17 protein-coding genes are annotated in these 17,581 nt (G+C 35.8%); 1 reads left to right on the forward strand and 16 read right to left on the reverse strand.

Going from position 1 to position 17,581, the window contains the following annotated elements:
- Positions 1 to 68 precede the first annotated feature (68 nt).
- From ACQRDX_RS01665 to ACQRDX_RS01705, 9 genes are all read right to left on the reverse strand, one after another.
- Positions 69 to 1,058, reverse strand: coding sequence for a glycosyltransferase family A protein (locus tag ACQRDX_RS01665; RefSeq protein WP_427893830.1), 990 nt, complete (start codon positions 1,056 to 1,058; stop codon positions 69 to 71).
- A complete protein-coding gene (locus tag ACQRDX_RS01670; protein WP_427893832.1) occupies positions 1,051 to 2,292 on the reverse strand; it encodes a glycosyltransferase family 1 protein in 1,242 nt (413 codons plus the stop codon). The genes ACQRDX_RS01665 and ACQRDX_RS01670 overlap by 8 nt, the downstream gene beginning before the upstream one ends.
- Positions 2,292 to 4,145, reverse strand: a complete 1,854-nt coding sequence (locus ACQRDX_RS01675) for a rhamnan synthesis F family protein (protein ID WP_427893834.1) — start codon at positions 4,143 to 4,145, stop codon at positions 2,292 to 2,294. Before ACQRDX_RS01675 ends, ACQRDX_RS01670 begins: the two co-directional genes overlap by 1 nt.
- Before the next feature lie 14 nt (positions 4,146 to 4,159).
- On the reverse strand, positions 4,160 to 5,383 hold the full coding sequence (locus tag ACQRDX_RS01680; RefSeq protein WP_427893836.1) for an ABC transporter ATP-binding protein: 1,224 nt from the start codon (positions 5,381 to 5,383) through the stop codon (positions 4,160 to 4,162).
- Positions 5,383 to 6,189 carry an ABC transporter permease gene (locus tag ACQRDX_RS01685; RefSeq protein WP_427893838.1) on the reverse strand — a complete coding sequence of 269 codons (807 nt, stop codon included), beginning with the start codon at positions 6,187 to 6,189 and terminating at the stop codon, positions 5,383 to 5,385. Before ACQRDX_RS01685 ends, ACQRDX_RS01680 begins: the two co-directional genes overlap by 1 nt.
- Positions 6,190 to 6,192: 3 nt before the next feature.
- Positions 6,193 to 7,122 carry a glycosyltransferase family 2 protein gene (locus ACQRDX_RS01690; protein ID WP_427893840.1) on the reverse strand — a complete coding sequence of 310 codons (930 nt, stop codon included), beginning with the start codon at positions 7,120 to 7,122 and terminating at the stop codon, positions 6,193 to 6,195.
- Positions 7,112 to 8,266 carry a beta 1-4 rhamnosyltransferase Cps2T gene (gene cps2T / locus ACQRDX_RS01695; RefSeq protein ID WP_354367016.1) on the reverse strand — a complete coding sequence of 385 codons (1,155 nt, stop codon included), beginning with the start codon at positions 8,264 to 8,266 and terminating at the stop codon, positions 7,112 to 7,114. Before cps2T ends, ACQRDX_RS01690 begins: the two co-directional genes overlap by 11 nt.
- Before the next feature lie 104 nt (positions 8,267 to 8,370).
- Positions 8,371 to 9,222: a dTDP-4-dehydrorhamnose reductase gene (gene rfbD / locus ACQRDX_RS01700; protein WP_427893843.1), complete on the reverse strand. Its 852-nt coding sequence runs from the start codon at positions 9,220 to 9,222 to the stop codon at positions 8,371 to 8,373.
- Between the two features lie 53 nt (positions 9,223 to 9,275).
- Positions 9,276 to 10,202, reverse strand: a complete 927-nt coding sequence (locus ACQRDX_RS01705; RefSeq protein ID WP_354367012.1) for a glycosyltransferase family 2 protein — start codon at positions 10,200 to 10,202, stop codon at positions 9,276 to 9,278.
- Positions 10,203 to 10,288: 86 nt separating this feature from the next.
- On the opposite strand from ACQRDX_RS01705, the gene ACQRDX_RS01710 reads away from it, so the two are divergent.
- The gene (locus ACQRDX_RS01710; protein WP_427893845.1) at positions 10,289 to 11,986 is read left to right on the forward strand and encodes a hypothetical protein; all 1,698 of its coding nucleotides are present in this window, start codon (positions 10,289 to 10,291) and stop codon (positions 11,984 to 11,986) included.
- Between the two features lie 68 nt (positions 11,987 to 12,054).
- Here the strand turns inward: ACQRDX_RS01710 and ACQRDX_RS01715 are convergent, their stop codons facing one another.
- The 7 genes from ACQRDX_RS01715 to ACQRDX_RS01745 form a co-directional block, all read right to left on the reverse strand.
- The gene (locus ACQRDX_RS01715; RefSeq protein ID WP_427893847.1) at positions 12,055 to 13,158 is read right to left on the reverse strand and encodes an NAD(P)/FAD-dependent oxidoreductase; all 1,104 of its coding nucleotides are present in this window, start codon (positions 13,156 to 13,158) and stop codon (positions 12,055 to 12,057) included.
- Between the two features lie 10 nt (positions 13,159 to 13,168).
- Positions 13,169 to 13,957 (reverse strand): Nif3-like dinuclear metal center hexameric protein, encoded by a 789-nt coding sequence (locus ACQRDX_RS01720; RefSeq protein WP_427893849.1) that lies wholly within the window; start codon positions 13,955 to 13,957, stop codon positions 13,169 to 13,171.
- Positions 13,947 to 14,648, reverse strand: coding sequence for a tRNA (adenine(22)-N(1))-methyltransferase (locus ACQRDX_RS01725; RefSeq protein ID WP_427893851.1), 702 nt, complete (start codon positions 14,646 to 14,648; stop codon positions 13,947 to 13,949). The genes ACQRDX_RS01720 and ACQRDX_RS01725 overlap by 11 nt, the downstream gene beginning before the upstream one ends.
- Positions 14,635 to 15,282, reverse strand: coding sequence for an endonuclease III (gene nth / locus ACQRDX_RS01730; protein WP_354367002.1), 648 nt, complete (start codon positions 15,280 to 15,282; stop codon positions 14,635 to 14,637). The genes ACQRDX_RS01725 and nth overlap by 14 nt, the downstream gene beginning before the upstream one ends.
- A complete protein-coding gene (locus tag ACQRDX_RS01735; protein WP_427893853.1) occupies positions 15,283 to 15,978 on the reverse strand; it encodes a DnaD domain-containing protein in 696 nt (231 codons plus the stop codon).
- Between the two features lie 9 nt (positions 15,979 to 15,987).
- Positions 15,988 to 16,932 carry a homoserine O-acetyltransferase MetA gene (gene metA, locus ACQRDX_RS01740; RefSeq protein ID WP_427893855.1) on the reverse strand — a complete coding sequence of 315 codons (945 nt, stop codon included), beginning with the start codon at positions 16,930 to 16,932 and terminating at the stop codon, positions 15,988 to 15,990.
- Positions 16,933 to 17,037: 105 nt separating this feature from the next.
- Positions 17,038 to 17,550: an adenine phosphoribosyltransferase gene (locus tag ACQRDX_RS01745; RefSeq protein WP_427893857.1), complete on the reverse strand. Its 513-nt coding sequence runs from the start codon at positions 17,548 to 17,550 to the stop codon at positions 17,038 to 17,040.
- Positions 17,551 to 17,581 lie beyond the last annotated feature (31 nt).

The raw sequence follows: 17,581 nt of genomic DNA on the forward strand, positions 1-17,581 counted from the left end.
CGAATTTTTATAAACCTCTTTTTTACCTGTACATTCTTTCAGTAATGCACTAGGAGGAGTTTTTACTCTTAATGTTTTTCCTCTCGTTTAGCCTCAAGTGAATAGTTATCAATATCGCTTCCCAATTGGACTCTATTTGCTAGTCTAATTCCTCGCCATTTTTCAAGATGAAATAAAGGATTAATAAATGTCCAATATAGTTTACGTTTCCATGAATAATCTTTATCAGATAAAATTTTTCGGGTATCTCGTAAGGCTCCCTTTAAACTTTGAAAACATACATAAAAATAACTCATCTGTGATTCTGGGAGATTACTATTCAATCGAACATTGTATGTTTCGTCAAATATACGTTTTTTATATTCCGAAAGTAGGACATCATTTGAATGCTCAACCACTGCTTTACCATTATAGGCTTTATAGTAACCTGCATCAATAATATCTTTACCATACTCATAATCTTCAGAATATTTTACCGGACGGTATCCTATCTCATTAATTAGAAATTCACGTGGTGCAGCAGAACAAACATCACTGTAGAACGATTCCTTTGTGTAGCAGCCTCGTTGTTCTTCAATTGTGCGTTTCCAAATTGTTATCGCATCTTCTGTACCTTGCTCACTAAACACTGCACTGATATCATACTTCATAGCAGGAAAACAATGATAACGCGGTTTTTGGCGACCTAAAACTGCAACAATCTGATTACTAATTTCAAATGGGGAGAGCATTTCATTTAACCAATTTTCATTATATGGAACAGCATCCTGAGTAAGATAAACCATATAAGTCCCATCTGCAATTTCTGCCGCCCATTGACGGGTTCGACCATGGGAATAATCTGATTTATCAATTTCTTTCAGAATTAAATTTCCATACCTCTCAGCAAACTCTTTAATAATCTGAACTGATTGATCGCTTGAACCTGAGTCTGTAATAAGCACATTCCAATTAAAATCTGTTTTTTGATTATAAATAGCAGTTAAAGTTTCTTCCAAATGATCATGTTCACCATTATAGACAGGAATAAAAATTGTTGCTTTAACATTTTCAGACATCACAAACCTCACGCTTAATAATTTCCTCTACTTTTTGATAACTCTTTTCCCACGACATTCCTTCATAGAAATTAGACATTTCTTGTGCATACAAATCAATGTTGTCACGTTCCACTGCTTTAGATAATTCATTTGCAAGATGGACAGGATAAGCCTCTGTATAGGCAATGTGTGGTGTATCACCAAGAACCATCGTGTTGTTCTCTCCACTATTCATCACTGGAATACATCCTGATACTAAGAGTTCTAACGGCAATAGAGAAACATTAGTCAAAGATAGAACTAGACAGGCCACACTTTCGTGATAAATCTCAGCTAATTCTTCCTTTGTTAAAATACCACGATCAATAAATTCAAAAGGAATATCGTAACTTTCCATACCTTGTCCAAAAAAGACAATATCGTAATCTGGATGTTTATCTTTAAAAATTTTAAGTGCCATTACACCAATTTCGAAACCTCGACGTTCGGTATGAGCACGCGCATAAAATGCAACTTGCTTTTTCTTCTTGATTTCACCTTTTGGACGATAGATATCAATTTCTGCACCAAAATTAAAGTAATCTGCATCCATACCATACTCTGCTACTTTATGTGCTAACCACTTTCCAGCCGTTATACCATAAAAACCAAATTTATAGGTTGCCTCAGCCAACTTATACCTAGAACCAACACCATAAAATAATGGCTCAAAATCTTGAACAAAATAAAACTTATGAAGATTTGGATTTTTAATATTAAAAACAGGATAAGCTGTTTCCCAACTAGTTGCAAAAACAACATCATGATTTCCAAAATTACTCAAATTAGCAACTGCAACGTCAATGTGATAAGACGACGATAAAATAGTCTTAATCTCAGCTAATGATTGATGGATAGTATTGTTATCATACACATAGAAAGTAATATGATGCCCTTGTTTTTGTAAATATTTTATAAAACGTGAAATAGTGGTGTGCCCTCCTCCACCAGGTCCAACTGGTGGAGAAACCCACGCAATATCTAAAGTGCTCTTTTTTACTTTGGCTGGCTTATGGTACGGAAATTTTAAGTAATCTGCCTTAGCTATATCTTCAAGTTGAGGCATTACAGGAAGATTCCCTAGATCAATCTTAGAAATTTTTTGAGATGTTTCTTCTTTTGTTTTATTAAAATATACTCTTGTCTTCCTAAATATTGCATGAACACCCTCATGCTGATATGTCCAAATAACCTTTTTTATAAGATTTTTCATTATTCTTTTCCCTTTTTATTCTGTATTTTCAATAAATTCCATTTCACAATGAATTTCAATGCCTTCCATGGAAGAAGGAATATATATCTAATTCCCTCTTTTTGAGTTATATGAGTCATATCGATATAAAAATCTGGATAAACTGGCCTATCCACTTCTTTTATAACCTCTACTTCTTTTATAACCTCTACTTCTTTTATAACCTCTACTTCTTTTATAACCTCTACTTCTCGATATTCCTTACGATGATTAAGTAATTTATGATCAACGAAAGGTGATAATTGATGAGAAGTATTTGAAATTTTAAAATCAAAACCTTGATCCCAGGCCACATATACCGGAAGACGTTCCAGGGTTTTCCATAAATCACCGGTATAAAGCTTAGAATCTTCCTCATCAATTGAAAATTCCAACAGTGGTTGTAAAGCTTCCTTTTTGAACCAAAAAAATGATCCATAACTTGTGATAAATGTATCAATCAGTGAAAAATCCACATTTTTTTTCATAGATAGTTTTTTCCATAAATAAGAGAGTAATTCATCATCTTCGTGCTCAACATCAGCATCAATTACTTTTTTATATCTAAAATAGGTTGGAATATCTGGAATAATCATTCCCGTCTCTGGTTCGGATTGCAAAATAGACAATATACTATCTGCTCTCCCAATCATCATTTCAAATAGTTCTGAACGCCAAGAATTTGTTGTATAAACATCACCTGTTGCAAATTGAAGTGTGTGACAATAACCAATGTAAGAGTAGTCAAGTAGCTTCTTACCATTCAATAATAAAGGTTCCAGATTTGAATTTATCGGTGCTAATATATTAACATCTGCATATTTTGAGTTTTCTGATAAAAAATACTCAACTTCTTTTTTATTTTCTTTTGAATCGAGAGTAAGAAATAAATCATATTCAAAGGAAATATTATCTAACCAGGCAAAGGCTTGAGATAAAAATGTTGTATCGTGGACATGTAATTGAATTGCAACTGAGACATTTTTATCATCTAAACTATAAATTTTCTCGGTATTCTTCTGACTTAATTTATAGATAGCATCCGGAAGATATACCATTGACAAATGGTTTGTAATCAACGAAACTGGGTAAGAAGTTCTCTCTTTAATATCATCAATAACATAAGGAGCAATAAACTGGTGCTTTTCAAATAGCTTGACTTTAATAAATGGGACTTTATTTTCTAAAATAGTTTTAGGATAATCCAAGGAGAAATTATAGTTACCCTCTTCTACCAGTGGCACTGTATCTAAAACACTCCCATAATTAAAACCACTCTCTGTCAAAATTTTCGTAAGTTGTGTTTCATAACAATCAATAACATCCTGAACATTTTCAAAATCTTCTACTCTATGAAAAAAATCCCAAAATTGTTCAGAAGAAATGACGGATTGATGAAAAACCATAAAATACGATTGGAGATGCTCAGGAATAAAGGGACTACTATCAGGCACTGCAGCATGATTAGTTAAGCCCCAAAAATCAATATTTTGCTTTTTGGAAAATGATAGATAATAAGGTTCTAGATCCCAAAGTGGTCCAAAACAAGTATCATTCATTAAAGTTATAGATTCTAATTCCTCTAGTATTGACGCATCTAAACCAAGCAGGCCATCCCTCCAAGCAGCAAAATCATAACCTGTATTTTTCCTAATAATAAGAGTGTCGACACCATATCTAGATTTTATTAATTTTTGAGTTTTTTCAGTTAAAAAACTATTACTAATAAATATGACAGTATCATATATTGGTACAATTTGATCTAATTGAAATTTCACATGGTCACTAAACTCGTCATATGGATTATAATGAACGTAAATCAATACTCTATTCATTTCTTCTCCCTTATTTATAGAATTTTGAAAGTTCCCTGTCTCTGTAAAATAGCATCTGCAGAATCTACTAGCGATAAATCATTTTGATCAATCTTACGGGCGATAGAAAATACCGGTGATTCTTCTATTGGTGTAACAGCTAGGATTTCTGAATCTATATTTTTGACAACCACAACCATGCGTAATTTTATACTATTGAAATAGTCTAGACAACAATCATAACTAAACCTTTTTAGTCCTCTACCAGATGTAGATAGATACATTGAATTATCATTATATAACGGTTGTCCTGTGTCGATATCAAAAAAAGTAAATGCTAAATACGTTTGATCTTCAACCAACTGTTCATAAGAAATTTCAAACTGAATCGTATCAGAAGGTTGATAAATCTTATCGACTAGTAACTTTGCTTTAAAATCTTTTATCCTATGATTTACCAATTGTTCATTGTTTTCTGGTTCTTCTAATTTCTCATTTTCTTGCCTTGTAGAATTTGATTTTGTATTATCTATTTGGTACTGTCCTGCGACATCAAACGGTTCTCCATAGGCTTTTACCAATCCATTCTCAATTAAAACTGCCTTATTACAATATTTCTTAACAGCACTCATATCGTGGGTTACAAGAATTGTTGTTTTTCCTGATTTTTTACGCTCCATAAAATAATCATTACACTTCCGTTGAAATGCCTCATCTCCAACCGCAAGTACTTCATCAAGAATAAGTACATCGCCCTGAGCTTTTATCGCTACAGAAAATGCCAAACGAACCTGCATTCCACTCGAGTAGTTTTTCAACTTTTGATTCATAAATTCTTCGAGCTCAGCAAATTCAACAATATCATTATACATAGCATCAATTTCATCGGTTGTAAAACCAAGCATAGCACCATTCATATAGACATTTTCTTTCCCTGTAAGTTCAGGGTTAAAGCCAACACCCAATTCAATAAATGAGACAAGCTTTCCATTGACAGTCACTCGACCTAGCTCTGGTTCATAAATCTGCGAAATAATTTTAAGAAGGGTTGATTTACCAGAACCATTACGACCTACAATTCCGAAAAAATCTCCTTCTTCAACTTCAAAATTAATGTCACGAAGAACGTGTTGTTCCTTATAACCTTTGATTCCTTTAAAGCGATTGACCAAAGTTGTTCGTAAACTATGTGTACTTTCTGTTGGTAACTTGAAAGATTTAGAAACATGTTCTACTTTAACTGCAATATTTTTTGTCATTATAAAATCTCCGCAAAATACTTAGCACTTTTCTTAAAAATCACAAATCCAATTATAAAAATAATAATAGGTAACATATAGGGAACTATTGCAATCATTTTATTATTAATCAAATCCCATCCACGTGGATTTCCTGAGAATACAATGTAATGTCTAATGTCCTGCACAATCTGAGCTAAGGGATTGAGCATCAGTACTTTGGCAATATCATCCTGTCCTTTTTGCAAAATATACGTTATAGAATAAATGATAGGGGTACCATACATACCAGCTTGCATCATAACTTCCCAAATAGGGCCAATGTCACGATATTTTACAAAAAGACTCGATAAAATCAATGCAATACCAGATGCTAAAATAATCAACTCCAAGAATAATGGGATTAAAATCAAAAAATTAAGACTTAGGTGAATTCCATTTATAAGTGCAAAAACAAAGACCACTAGCAAATTAATACTAAAATTAATACCCGCTCCTGCAACTGATGAAAAAACAATTATTTCTTTTGGAAAATTAAGTTTTCTAATCAGATCTCCGCGCCCTACAATGGAGAGCATGCCCATATTCGTAGCTTCAGCAAAAAAGTTCCAAGTTACCATTGCAAAAAGGACCCCTATTGCAGTGTGCGGAGTTCCGTCATCGATTCTCAAAAATCGAATAAAAACCAGATACATGATAGTAAATAGCATCATGGGTTTCAAAATTGACCAAAGATGCCCAATAAAGCTACCCTGATAACGTAGTTTGAAATCAGTTTTAATCATTTCCCTTAAAAGAATACGGTTTTCCTTAGACAATAAATTCATATATTACCTCCTATATCCAAATTTAGTCACAATCAATGTGGTAAAAATAAGCGTATGAAACCAACGATTCTTAGCTAATCGATATTTTTTTAAATGCTTCATACGAGTGAGCGTATTTTCTTTCATAATACCAATAAACGCCTCTACCATTTCACGATCTTTCTTTGATAAGTCTAAAGACAACAATTGTTGAGCTTGTTTTTGACTAGAAGAAATTAACCACCAATATTTATCTACCAATTGATGTGGTTTTAGCCAAGTTCTAATCCGTTTAGACCACGTTCTAGCTCCTAAAACATTATTTTCATGTTGTCGATAAAGCTCAGTTGGGGAATCTAAATAAAGTAACTTCCCTAAGGCAGATGCTAGCAACGCTAAATACCAATCATGCATTAAAATCCCTTCATAGACTTGCCATTGTTGTGCTAAGGCATGATTAATCAGGCTTGTTCCACCTGTCACTGTATTTTCAGTCAACTCTTGTCGCAACTCTGTATTGGCGTGATGGGACTGACTTTTAATCATACTATCATGGATGACATTAAGTTCCTGATCCACAACTCGTAAATCCGTATAAATCATTAGTGGTAGATCTTTTCTTTCATTCTGAGCAGCCTCTAAACACAGTTGTAATTTATTGGGGAGCCAAATGTCATCTTGATCACTAAAAAAGTAAAAATCCGCCACTTCATGCTTTACCAAGGTATAAAAACTCTTAATCACTCCCATATTTTCCATACTATTTGGATTGATGAGACGAATCCGTTGATCACTTTCTTCAAATCTTTGGATAATGGCTCTTGTTTGATCTGTTGAGCCATCATCTCTTATTAAAAGTTCCCAATCTTGAAAGGTTTGATTCTGAATACTTGCAATCTGTTCTTCTAAGTATTTCTCACCATTGTAGGTGGCCATTAAGATATTAACTTTCATTTAAAAATAAATCCTCATACTCTCCCACAATTTTTTCCCAAGTATAGTCTTCACTCATATGAGCCTTTGCCTCTTCTGACAAGCGTTGGCGCTTATCATCATCAACTTCTGTATCAATTAAAGCAGTCAAACTAGCGATTTCTTTAGACCAATACAAAGCTGTATTTTCAGCAACCTTTCGGTTAAAATTGACATCTAACACCAGATTAAGCTCCGTATGGGCTAAAGCTTCTAATAAGCCTGGATTGGTGCCTCCAACTTCATGACCATGAATATAAGCAAAAGCCTGTTCTCTGATGTAGGTCAATAATGCTTTATCATAAACAGTTCCGACAAATTTGATGCGGTTATCATTTTCAAAACCTGTCAAAGATTTTAGTTGTTCAAAATAGGCATTTCCTTGATGATTACAGATAACCATTAAATCTTTCTGAGTCTTTGAAGCCATAAAAGCTTCAATCGCTAAAGCGTAATTATTTTCTGGTACAAATCGTCCAACAATTAGAAAATACTCTTTTTCCTTACTAGCCCACTGATCAAAAAAACTACGAACTTTCTCCGACTGGCTAGTCAGAGGTGATGGGGTCATATCTGTACCATAAGCAATAAAACGTGTCTTAACCCATGGATAAGATTGTTTAAGATAGTCATCAATTCCCATGTTATCCGAAATCATCAGATCAGCATGCTTTGTCATCACTTTTTCTGAATATTTCAGATAAATTTGAATAGGTTTGATCCACTTAGAACGTTTCCACTCCAAACCATCAGGATTAACAAATAATCGCCCCCCAACTGCTTTAATCCTCTTAGCTAAAGGAGCGATAAAAGCTCCTACCGTATTTCCTAAAATATAAACAATCGGATTTTTCAGGTGATTTTTTTTGATTAAGCTAATAGCATATGAAATCGCCATTATGTCATAGGCAATGACACGTGCAGGGCCTAGCTTTGGGGGATTGATGGTAAAGCAATCTGCCCCCTTATAATCAAAATGATGATGGTGGGATGAGTCACTTAAGCAAGCCACATGATAACGAATCGCCTTATTTTGTTGATGACGAATCAGTTCTTCTACAAAAGTTTCAAAGCCACCATATTGAGCTGGTAACCCTCGACTTCCAATGATAAAAACATCTTGCATGATCTTGCTCCTTTAAAACTGCACTTATATTCTATTATAGCATAATTATAGAGTCTTTGCTTAAAATCAAAAAGGTTGAAGCCTGACCTTCAACCTTAATCATTTTATTTTTTTTCTTGTTGATAAAATTCCTTGAGTGCATCTTGCCAAGTCGGAATAACAAATCCCGTTTCCTTAGCTTTTTTGAGACTCATTGTTGAATTTAGTGGGCGTTTTGCTTTAGCTGGGAATTGGCTAGAGTCAACTGGAGCGACCTCTACATCTGTATCTTTTAGAATTTCCTTTGCAAAATCATACCAAGTGGTATCTTCTGTTGCATCATTTGACAAGTGATAATAACCAAATTCTTTTTGATTTTCTGCCAAGTAAGTCATAAATTCAGCCAAGGTACGTGTCCAAGTTGGGCGACCGTGCTGATCATTAACGACTGTTAAACGCGGATGCTTTTCTGCCAAAGCTTGCATGGTAAAAACAAAGTTTTTTCCGTAATTACCAAATACCCAAGCTGTACGAATAGTATAAAATTTAGGAGCATATATTTCCACAGCAATCTCCCCCAGACGTTTGGTACGACCATACTCTGTTTGTGGATCTGGAGTATCATCAACTTCCCACTCTTGTCCTACTGGTTTTTCGCCATCAAAAACATAATCTGTTGAAATATAAACAAGAGTTGCATCATATTTGGCACAAGCCTTGGCAACATTTTCAGAACCCGTAACATTGATAGCGTAATTTAGTTCTTTTCCTTCATCTTCTGCAGCATCTACCGCTGTATAAGCAGCACAGTGGTAAACCAAAGTCGGCTTGACTTGCGCAAAGACCTCATCGACTTTTTCTGCATCTGTGATATCCATTTCAGCGACATCGACTGCAACATATTCTTCATTTCGTTCATCAAGTAAATGACGTAGTTCTGTCCCAAGCTGGCCATTAGCACCTGTTACTAAAATCATAATTTTCTCCTCACAATAAGTTAGTTCTATTTTACACTAAAAGTGGATTTATTTCATCCTTTTTCTTTAATAATATAGACGGGTCTTTTTTTCACTTCTAAGAAAATTTTTGCAATATATTTTCCAATAATACCTAATGATAACAACTGCAGGCCTCCAATAAATAGAATAATAGAAACAAGGCTAGCCCATCCTGTTACGCTACCACCTATGGTTAGTTTACGAATCACCACAAACAAAATTCCCAAAATAGATAGGAAAAAGAAGCCTAGTCCTGACCACATAGCAAGGTTAAGTGGCGCTTCTGAGAAATTGATAAATCCATCAATAGAATAACGCAAAAGACTCCAAAAATTCCATGAGGTCTCTCCTGCAACCCGCTCTCGATTTTTATAACTAATATAGGTAACATCGTATCCTACCCAAGCAAAAAGTCCCTTAGAAAAACGATTGACCTCACCCAATTCTAAAATGCTATCAACGACCTGCCGAGTCATCAATCGAAAATCACGCGCACCATCGACCATCTCAGTATCAGACACCGCGTTAATCAATCGATAAAATGCCTTAGCAAAAAACGAGCGGATAGGAGGCTCTCCTGTTCGATCTCCACGACGAGTCCCAACGACATCATAACCTTCTTTAATTTTGGCATACATCTCAACCAATAATTCTGGAGGATCTTGCAAATCAACATCCATAACGGTAACATAGTCGCCATCTGCTGCTTCTAAACCTGCTAAAAGGCCTGCTTCTTTCCCAAAATTACGAGAGAATGACAAATAATGCACATTAACATTTTCTTCGCTAACTTGACGTAAGACAGGCAAGGTGTTATCGGTTGATCCATCATTTACAAAAATATAGTCAAATATTAGCTGATCTCTTAAAATTTCCTCTACCTTTTGCGTTTCAGCTAAAAATGAACGGATCGTAGATTCTTCATTATAACAAGGTACTACTATACTTAATTTTTCCATCTCTCTTTTATCTCTCTTCCATCTTTCAATAGCTACTCCATTGTACCATTCTTGTAAATCTTTTTCAAAAATCATATAATAAGGCTATGACAAAAAAATATCAAACGAGGCTAGGTGTTAGTCTCATCATTGTTTTATTTAGTATTTTACTTTGTTTACCTCAAATCATCACCCAAAAAGCCATCTTAGGATCCGATGTGCTTTTCCACTATAATCGTTTCTACGAGACAGCTATGCAGATAAAAACTGGACAGTGGCACTACTTCATCTCTCTATTTAGTTTTGAACAGTCAGGGCGTATCATCAATGCTCTTTATGGTCCAATTTTTGCTTACTTTCAAGGTCTCTTGGTCTTGATTTCAAAAAATTGGCTAACCTATCAAATTCTTTCTCGGATTTTAATCGGGAGTATCGCAGGACATTCATTATACCTCCTGTTAAGAAAGATAGGAATTCGCTTACAGTATGCCCTTCCTATCTCACTATTTTATCTCACTACCTTTTCAATCCAATACTGGACCATACGTCAAGGATTTAGTAGTTGGGGAGCAGCCTTTTATCCCTTATGTTTAATACCTGCTTTTGACTTTATCCAAACTGGAAAGATTAAAAGACGACAATTAGGCATGAGTGTGGCCTTGATGTTCCAAGTCCATGTCCTAACGTCCACTTTCTTGGTCTTATCCTATCTCCCTTTTTATTTCTACGGCTTTATCAAATCAAATGAGAAATTAAAGATTCTAAAAGATGGGATCATGGCGATTGCCATGTTTACCCTATTAACCATAAATATTTGGTTGCCTCTGCTACAACTCTCTAGTCAAAACGAGTTAAAACAACCATTTGTCAATCAGCGACTCGCGGCATATACTATCAGTCAATTAAGCTCTAAACTCTTATTTGACCCTCTGCCATTGATAGCCCTTTTAGGCATTACTCTTTTAGCTGGAGCAGTTTATTTTAGAAAATCTTCCCCAGAACTTAAGATGACCTATCTTAATCTTCTGATCTTTTTATTTTTAGCTAGCAGTCTATTTCCTTGGGAGAGTCTTGTAACTGCTAAGATTACTATTGTTGAAATTATCCAATTCCCATTTCGATTCTTTATCCCAGCCACTATTTTTCTATTGATTTGCCTAGCGATGTTGGTTGAAAAAAGTCAACCTTCAAAATCATTTTATTCTGTCATTTTGATGATTGCATTATTAATGGGAGTCGGACAAGTCATTTACACCACGCAAGAAAATTTTGCTAAACAATTTGATACCAATCAACCTGTTCAACGACGAAAACATATGACCTATGAAGGCGATGCTGACGCTATTAGGCAAGCTATTTTCGACCCTGATAAGAGTAAATTCTTAAATCTGGTCCACAAATCTACACCCGACTACCTCCCTATTTACAGAAAGTCATCTAGCAATAAATACGATTTATACGAAGAGCTGGTTATTTTACCAAGGAAAAACTTTAAAACTTCTGTTCAAAATAGTCAACTCATTCTAGAGTGGACATCGGATACAGATACAAAAATCAATCTCCCTATTATTTTATACCACCATTCTACTCTAACAGCAAATGGTCAGGTCATCACTAGCAAAGATAGACAATTAACAACCATCGGAACCCCTTATATTAACCAGAAAAAAGGGAAAAATGTCGCTATTTTAGCCTACAAAACTCCAATGAGTTTTATGATTGGTTTAGGAATAACCTTACTGACTTGGTTAGGATGCATCATTAGCTTTTTTAAGGAGAAAATAAGCAAAAATAAACTAATTTAATAACAAAAATGAGTTTGGATTTTCCCAAACTCATTTTTTATTTTTAGCATCTTATCGAAACATTCTTTCTAATCTCGTTTTGATAGATGCTTACGAATATCGTACTCAAATGGGTCCAGATCTGTTTTTTGATCTGTTGCAAGCTGAACCATTTGTTTTGCAATCAAAGGACCAATGGTTAGTCCTGAAGATCCCAGACCACTTGCTGCATAGACTCCTTGTAAACCAGGGACCTCTCCAAAGAAAGGTGAGAAGTCTCTAGTATAGGCTCTAATCCCAACACGTGATGTGCGTGAAATAGCTTCGTCTAATTTTGGAAAATACGGTTTAGCACGTTCTTCTTGTCGGTCTAATATCTCCTCATCAACACTCAAATCATACCCCATATCATTCTCGTGGCTTGCTCCCACAGACAGTTTACCGTGTTTAAAGGGAATAATATCAATCTCACCATGAGGCATCACTACTGGATATCGACCTGTTTCTAAGTTTTCAAATAGGTAATCATTAATCTGTCCTTTTTGTGGACGTACCCAAACATCATACCCATGATCTTCTAATAAGCTTGGTAACCAAGCTCCAACTGCTAAAATAATACGATCAAAAATGCGCCCCTGAATATCATATTGTCCTGATTCTAAGACTGTAAAGGAAACCTTCTCACCCTCAACAACTTCCACACCACTTGCTTTCAGAAGAGTCTTAGTTAATTTACTCCCCTCTACACGCGCTGCTCCAGAAGCATATAACACTTTCTCAAAACCGTCTAAATTAGGGAATCGCTCCAGTGTCTCTTCACGACTTAAAATTTTTAAATCACCGATTAAAGGGGACTCTTCTTTTCTCGCTTTAGCAATAGCATAAAGTTCATCTAGCCAATCCAAGCGTGATTTAATCATAATAACACCAGATTGATCATAAAAATCAACCTCTTGTCCATCAGCTTGTAAATCTTGAACTAATTGAGGATAAAAATCTGCACCGAGACGTGCCATTTTGTACCAAGCTTTATTGCGACGACGTGAAAACCAAGGACTAATAATCCCTGCTGCTGCCTTAGTAGCCTGCCCAACACCGTGATCAAAAACGGTGACTTGACACTCTTCTTTTGAAAGGTAATAGGCTGCTGTAGAGCCTACAATTCCTGCTCCAATAACTGCTATACGTTTCATTTTTCTCTCCTTACAAATGATAAAAAGGATTAGTTGGGGCTTGACTTTCTAAAATTGTCAAATTCCAACACTCCTCTTCTTTCCAGAGTTTAAATTTTTCTGCCAATTTTGACACAAAAAGTACCTCAATATGATGGCCAGGATCAATAGCTAAGAGACCATTTGTCAACATTTCTTGCCCTGTGTGATAGTAAATATCTCCTGTAATATAGACGTCAGCTCCCTTTGATAGAGCATCTTTATAAAACCCTTGACCACTGCCACCACAGATGGCTACTCGTTCAATCATAGGATTAGAAGACCGATAGCTAACTAAGCGAACAGCATCAAGCTGAAAGACTTCTTTCACTTTTTTCGCCAAATCTTCAAAAGTCATGGGCGCCACCTCGCCAATCCGACCAATCCCATAACCATCCTTAGTAGGACTTAAAACTTCTGTTTGTTTAATCTCTAGTAAATCACAGAACCAATCATTTAACCCATCTGGCACAATATCGATATTGGTATGGCTAACATAAACCGTAATGTCATGCTTCACCAAATTTAACAAGATATCTGTTTGAGGCGTTGCACTTAAGTCTTTCAAAGGACGAAAGATAGGAGCATGTTTAACAATGAGGAGATCAACATTTTTCTCAATAGCCTCTTGAACTGTTGTTTCACGTACATCAAGCGCCAGCATGAGAATCTTGACCTCTTTATCCAATCTACCAATTTGAATACCAGAAATGTCACCTTCCATTGATAATTCTTTTGGGCAAAAACTTTCATATTTTGCAATAATCTCACTAGCTAACATCGAGAACTCCTTGTATCATTTCTATTTTTTGAAGAAGGACTGATCGGTCTTGTTGACGATTTTCAGGGATGCATTTCAAAGCGTCGTTTAACTTATCTAATTCCCCTCTCCATTTCTCTACAAAAACCTCTGATCCTTCTTTTCTTAAATACGGTCCAAAACGAAAGTCTTTCTCAGACAAAGTCATACGACCTTTTTCAACAACTAAAACTTCGTAATATTTACCATTTTCACGCAATAGGGTTTCTGTGATAATCTTCAATTGATTAGCTTGTAGCCATCTTCTGAGATCATCTTCTCGATTATTAGGCTGGAGAATCAAGCGATCAATATTCTCAAGCTTTTCTTTTCCTGACTCAAGAATATCAGCAATTAAACGTCCTCCCATACCAGCAATGGTAATCGCTGTTACCTTATCTTTCTTTTCAAATGCTGCTAAACCATTGGCAAGTCGAACTTGAATCCGATCAGCCAAACCCGATTCTGCAACATTGGAAAGTGCTGAGGTGTAAGGTCCCTTTACAACCTCACCAGCAATTGCTTCTGTAATCTGTCCTAGGTTAATTAAATGAATAGGAAGGTAAGCATGGTCACTTCCAACATCTAATAACTTGGCTCCTCTTGGAACAAAACTGGCAACTGTTTCTAAACGTTTTGAAAGGGGTTTGATTTCTAGATTATTTTTTTCCATAGGTATCCTTATAATATTTGCAGTAAGTTTGTACTGGACAAGCTTCACATTTTGGATTTTTGGCCAAACAATGATAACGCCCAAAGAAAATCAGACGATGATGTGTCACAATCCAATCTTTTTTAGGAATTTTTTTCATCAAATCGGCTTCAATTTCTTCAACAGAAGCATCTGGTTTTGAAATATTGAGACGCTTTGAAATTCTTGACACATGCGTATCGACTGCGATAGCTGGAATCTTATAAATCTCTGCCAAAACGACATTTGCGGTCTTTCTTCCAACACCAGGCAAACTTTCTAATTCCTTATGCGTTTTAGGAACCTGCCCATCAAACTGCTCTAAAATGATTTGAGCTGTTTTTTTTATATTTTTAGCCTTATTTTTGTAAAGCCCAATATTTCTGATCGTATCTTCTACTTCCGATAAGTCTGCATAAGCCAAATCAGCGATGGCTGGAAACTTGGTCCATAATTTAGGGGTGACTTTATTCACAGACTTGTCCGTTGCTTGTGCAGATAAAATCACTGCGACCAACAATTGAAAAGGAGTTTGATACTCTAACTCTCCTTTTGCATCTGGAAACATTTCCGCAATAATAGCCAGTACCTTTTTTAAACGTTCACGACCCAACATCTAATTACTCCATAAGTCCATAGCATTTAAGAAATCATCGGATACCTGAACATTTCTAGGATTCGCTTTATCCCGTTCTAGGCGGCGCTCCTCAACTTGACGAAGTGTTAAAATGCCCTCTTGACGCCAATTTCTTAAAATAGCATTGATATATTTAAAATTTAACTTGCCATTAAAAACAGCCTCTCTTAAAGCCTCACGGACCAAATCAGCGGACATTTCCTCATCAATCACTGTTTTACGTAAATCTTCCAACTCAAAGCTACTCAGCATACGACCAAACTCACTGGCAAAATCATCTGCTAAAGCCTTGAACTCCTCTAAAGATTGTGATTTAGATGAAGACGGTTTTTGACTGACTCCTGATGAAGAATTCAAAAAGAATTGATCCAGACGTTCTAAAGCTGGACTAGCATCAAAGATAATCTCAATTTCTCCATCCAATTCAATGGTCTTTGTATTTAGTAAACCTTGAGCTGTCAAACGAGAAATACTCGCATTAACATCTGATACTTGTTTTCCCAATGCTTCTGCAATCTTACTCGGCAAGATATCATGATGTTGTGTGGTATTTTGTAAATAAAAAAATTGCCAAACTAAAAAATCATCTGCTTGGGGAAAAATTTCCTTAAAATGAAAAAGTAGGGCAGCTGGTAAAACCAAATTGCCCGACTGATATGCTTGTAAAAACTTCATAATTCCTCATTATAGGTAGCCATAAAAGGAAGATTCCTCTTCTAGCTCCTCTAAGCGATAAGGGGTTTCTTGATAGACCGCATAATTAATCCAATTACTAAAGAAAGTCGCTGCAGCAAGATTCCAACGCATCTTAGGCTCTTTTGTCACGTCATCATTTGGATAGTAGTTTTTGGGCAAATCTGGAGAAATACCAGCTTGAAGATCACGCTCATACTCTTTTCCAAGAGTAGCACAATCATACTCCAAATGTCCAAAACTATAAATCTCTCGTAAATCACGACTTGCCAAAATTGAAAGCCCTGCTTCTTGACCTTGAGCCACAATCTTTAAATTTGTCCGATGTAAAATATCTTCTGGTTGAATAGTGGTGTAGCGCGAATGTGGCGCTAAAAAGCTATCATCAAAACCACGCATCAATAAACTGGTCTTATCCGTCACCTCTTGCTCATAAATTCCTGACAATTTATGAGAAAGGGCTTGTTTATCAATGCCATAGCGATAATAAATCCCAGCCTGTGCGCCCCAACAAAGGTGAAGGGTAGAAAAAACATGCTTTTTAGACCAAGCAAAAACGCTGATCAACTCATCCCAATAATCCACCTCCTCAAAAGGAAGGGTTTCAACAGGGGCACCTGTGATAATCAAACCATCATAATACCTGTCCTTGATTTGATCAAAGGTTTTATAAAAAGTTTTCATATGATCAGCATGAGTCGTCTTTGATTTATGACTTGCCATATAAAGAAACGTCACATTAATCTGAAGTGGAGTATTCGCTAAAAGCCTCAAAAGTTGCGTTTCAGTGGCCTCCTTTTGTGGCATTAAGTTTAGAATCAATACCTCCATAGGCCTAATGTCTTGATGGGCAGCACGAGTATCATCCATTACGAAGATATTTTCTGAACGTAAAATATCAACTGCGGGTAGTTTTTTATCAAGTTTAATCGGCATGAAAACATCTCCACTTCCATAATATCTATCTTAATATTATAGAACATGGAGATATAGTTTTCCAATATGTATTTTTTGTAGTCAGATATAGTTATAAGCTATAACTTAATAGTGCATCAAAACTTTATAGTCGTAATCTCCGATGGCTTCGCGACCTTTCAGCTCATCTAACTCAATTAAAAAGGCGCAACCTGCTACAATACCACCAAGTTTTTCAATCATCTCGATAGTAGCCTTTACCGTACCACCAGTTGCTAAAAGATCATCAACAATAAGAACGCGTTGACCAGGTTTAATAGCATCTGCATGCATCGTCAAAGTATCTACACCATACTCTTTTTCATAGTCTGCAGAAATCACTTCACGTGGTAATTTCCCTGGTTTACGAACTGGAGCAAAACCTATTCCTAGCTCAAAAGCGACTGGACAACCCACAATAAAGCCACGCGCTTCTGGTCCAACAATCATATCAATCTCTTTATCTGTTGCATACTGAACAATTTCGCGGACAGCGTAGCTATAAGCATTTCCGTCGGCCATCAAAGGTGAAATATCACGAAATTCAATACCTTCTTGGGGATAGTCTTTAATTGTAGCGATATAATTTTTTAAATCCATAATACTGATACAAGGTAGCCTAGTTGAAATA

The sequence above is a fragment of the Streptococcus sp. SGI.013 genome (assembly GCF_050315295.1).
Taxonomy (GTDB): domain Bacteria; phylum Bacillota; class Bacilli; order Lactobacillales; family Streptococcaceae; genus Streptococcus; species Streptococcus porcorum.